Genomic DNA, 2,706 nt, shown 5'->3' on the forward strand with positions numbered 1-2,706 from the left:
GGGTGGCCGCCACCGCCGTCCGCTTCCTCCCCACCCGGTCGCAGAGCCGCCCCGCGGCCGGCCCGGCGAGCGCCGTCGCCACCCCGCCCGCGGCGAAGAGGAGCGCCACCTCCCGCGGCGTGAGCCCGCGGGCCCGCTCCAGCCAGGTGGGGAGGAAGAGGGTGTAGAGCGTCGTCCCCAGCAGCGTGGCGCCGAAGGCGGCGACCGCCACCCCCACCCGAGGATCGCGGAGGAGCGCCCCGTAGCGCGCCGCCACCGCGGCGGGATCCAGCGGCTCCGGCTCACGACGCACCTCCGGCTGCGGCACCCACCGCCACACCATCGCGCAGGCGAGCGCCATCGCCGCGGCGAAGAAGAGGAAGGGCGTCCGGAAGCCCCACCCGGCCGCCAGCACCGTCCCCAGCGGGATCCCCACCACCTGCCCCACCGCCATCCCGCTCGTCACCCAGCCGTTGGCCCGGCCGCGCCGCTCCGGGGGGAAGGCGTCGGCTACGTACGCGGCGGTGGCGCCGGTCAGCACCCCGCCCCCCGCGCCGGTGAGGACGCGCACCGCCAGCAGCCCCGGGTACCCGCGGGCCGCCGCGTGCAGCGCCAGCCCCACGGTCATGGCCGCCGCCCCCACCAGGAGCATCCGGCGCCGACCCACCTTGTCGGACACCGGGCCGGCCACGAGCGCCACCGCGGCCACGGCGACGGAGTAGGCGGTCACCAGCAGCCCCAGCCGCGTGACCGGGACGCGGAGCTGCTCGGCGATGCGGGGGAGGATGGGCGCCAGGATCATGGCCTGGCTCGTGACGGCGAACACCAGGAGCCAGAGCGCGGCCAGGGTCCGGCGCTCCCCGGCCGGCCCCGCGGCATCCGTCACCGCGCCTGCCGCTCCGCGGCCGCCAGCGCCTGCTCCAGCGCCTCCGCGGTGATCCCGAAGTGCGAGGCGTCCCAGGCGGGCTCGCCGCCGCGGAGGAGGATGGCCTGCGGCGAGTGGTGCACGACCCGCGTGCGCTCGGCCACGTGCCGCGAGACGGGGCGGCCCAGGACCACGTCCACCAGGTACACGGGGACCTCCGGGTGCGCCTGGCGGAAGCGCTCCACCTCCTCGTGCGCCATCAGGCTGACGGGGCAGCGGGTGCTGTGCTTGTAGAGGAGAGCCACCTCCTCCCGGAAGGCCGCGTCCGCCTCGTCGTGCGTCCTGAGCTGCCTCATGGGGTCCCTCTGTCGCTCCGGTTCCCGCGGGAGTGCCGCGCCCGCGCCGGGCGCTCCCGCGCAACCCCCGTACCGGCACGCTCTTGCGTGGCCGGCCACGGTGCCCCAGGATGGCCGGTGGCGCCTCCACGTCGGCGACCGGCCGAACCCGAACCGCTGAACGCGACCCATGCGACGCACCTTCGTTCCCGCGCTCTCCCTGCTCCTCCTGGCCACCTGCGCGCCCGCGCCGCCCCCGGGGAGCGCCGTGCCGGTGGACCCGGCGGAGGCGGAGCGCAGGGCCCGGGAGCTGACGGAGCTGCAGGAGCGGCACCGGGTGGAGGCCCTCGCCACGCGGCGGTTCACGCACCGCGAGCTGTGGGACGCGCTCGGGCCGGTGGTGGACGGGGCGCCGGGGCTGGCGCGCGAGGAGGCGGGCCGCTCCGCCGAGGGGCGGCCGATCCACGCGGTGCGGTACGGGCGCGGGCCCACGCGGGTGCTCCTCTGGTCGCAGATGCACGGCGACGAGTCCACCGCCACCCTGGCGCTGGCGGACGTGCTCCGCTTCCTCGCGGAGGCGCCGGAGCACCCCCTGGCGCGGCGGCTGGCGGAGCGGCTCACAGTGGTGGCCGTCCCCATGCTGAACCCGGACGGGGCGGAGCGCTTCGAGCGCCGCAACGCCCAGGGGATCGACGTCAACCGCGACGCCCGCGCCCTGGCGACCCCGGAAGGGCGGGCGCTCGCCGAGCTGCAGCGGAGCTTCCGCCCGGAGTTCGGCTTCAACCTGCACGACCAGGACGTGCGCGCCCGGGTGGGGAGCAGCCGCGACCGGCTGGCCGCCATCGCCCTCCTCGCCCCGCCCTTCGACGCCGCGCGCTCCGACAACCCCACCCGGGCGCGGGCGAAGCGGGTGGCGGCCGTCGTCCGGGGCGCGGTGGAGCCGCTGGTGGCGGGGCACGTCACCCGCTACGACGACACCTACAACCCCCGGGCCTTCGGCGACGCCATGCAGCGCTGGGGGACGAGCACGGTGCTGATCGAGTCCGGCGGGTGGCGCGGCGACCCGGAGAAGCAGTACCTGCGGCGCGTGAACTTCGTGGCGATCCTGGCGGCGCTGGACGCCATCGCCACCGGGGCGTACGCGGCCGCGGACCCCGCGGCGTACGAGGCCCTCCCGGAGAACGGCCGGCGGGCCAGCGACCTGCTGGTGCGAGGGGGGCGGGTGGTGCTCCCGGGGTCGGGACCCTTCCGGGCGGACCTGGCGGTGGACTACGCGGACGCCCCGGCGCGGACCGGCGGGGCGGTGGCGGAGGTGGGCGACCTGGCCGAGACCGTGGCGCGCGACACGGTGGAGGCGGCCGGGCTCTTCGTGCACCCGGCCCCGGAGATGCTCGCCGCGGACGCGGGGGGGCGGCTCTACCTCGCACCCGGGGCGCCGGCGCACTTCACGGTGCGGCGCGGGCCGGAGCCGGGGAGCGCGGCGGTGTGGACGGTGGAGGGCGGGGCCGCGCGGCGCGTGCGCTGAGG

3 protein-coding genes are annotated in these 2,706 nt (G+C 78.0%); 1 reads left to right on the top strand and 2 read right to left on the bottom strand.

Annotated elements, in window-relative coordinates; genetic code table 11:
* Together VGR37_11245 and ytxJ are read right to left on the bottom strand one after the other, a co-directional pair.
* Window positions 1–865 (bottom strand): MFS transporter (locus tag VGR37_11245; GenBank protein HEV2147967.1); only part of this gene is annotated, 865 nt, incomplete at its 3' end.
* The gene (ytxJ, locus tag VGR37_11250; protein ID HEV2147968.1) at window positions 862–1,200 is read right to left on the bottom strand and encodes a bacillithiol system redox-active protein YtxJ; all 339 of its coding nucleotides are present in this window, start codon (window positions 1,198–1,200) and stop codon (window positions 862–864) included. The genes VGR37_11245 and ytxJ, both read right to left, overlap by 4 nt.
* A 169-nt stretch (window positions 1,201–1,369) precedes the next feature.
* Between ytxJ and VGR37_11255 the strand changes: the two genes are divergently transcribed.
* Window positions 1,370–2,704: a M14 family zinc carboxypeptidase gene (locus VGR37_11255; GenBank protein ID HEV2147969.1), complete on the top strand. Its 1,335-nt coding sequence runs from the start codon at window positions 1,370–1,372 to the stop codon at window positions 2,702–2,704.
* The last annotated feature ends 2 nt before the right edge of the window (window positions 2,705–2,706 follow it).

The sequence above is a fragment of the Longimicrobiaceae bacterium genome, from assembly GCA_035936415.1.
GTDB lineage: Bacteria > Gemmatimonadota > Gemmatimonadetes > Longimicrobiales > Longimicrobiaceae > JAFAYN01.

Excerpts from the sequence above, each read along its gene's own strand:
- ytxJ (HEV2147968.1), bottom strand. The coding sequence starts at position 1,200 with ATGAGGCAGCTCAGGACGCACGACGAGGCGGACGCGGCCTTCCGGGAG.
- VGR37_11255 (HEV2147969.1), top strand. The coding sequence starts at position 1,370 with ATGCGACGCACCTTCGTTCCCGCGCTCTCCCTGCTCCTCCTGGCCACC.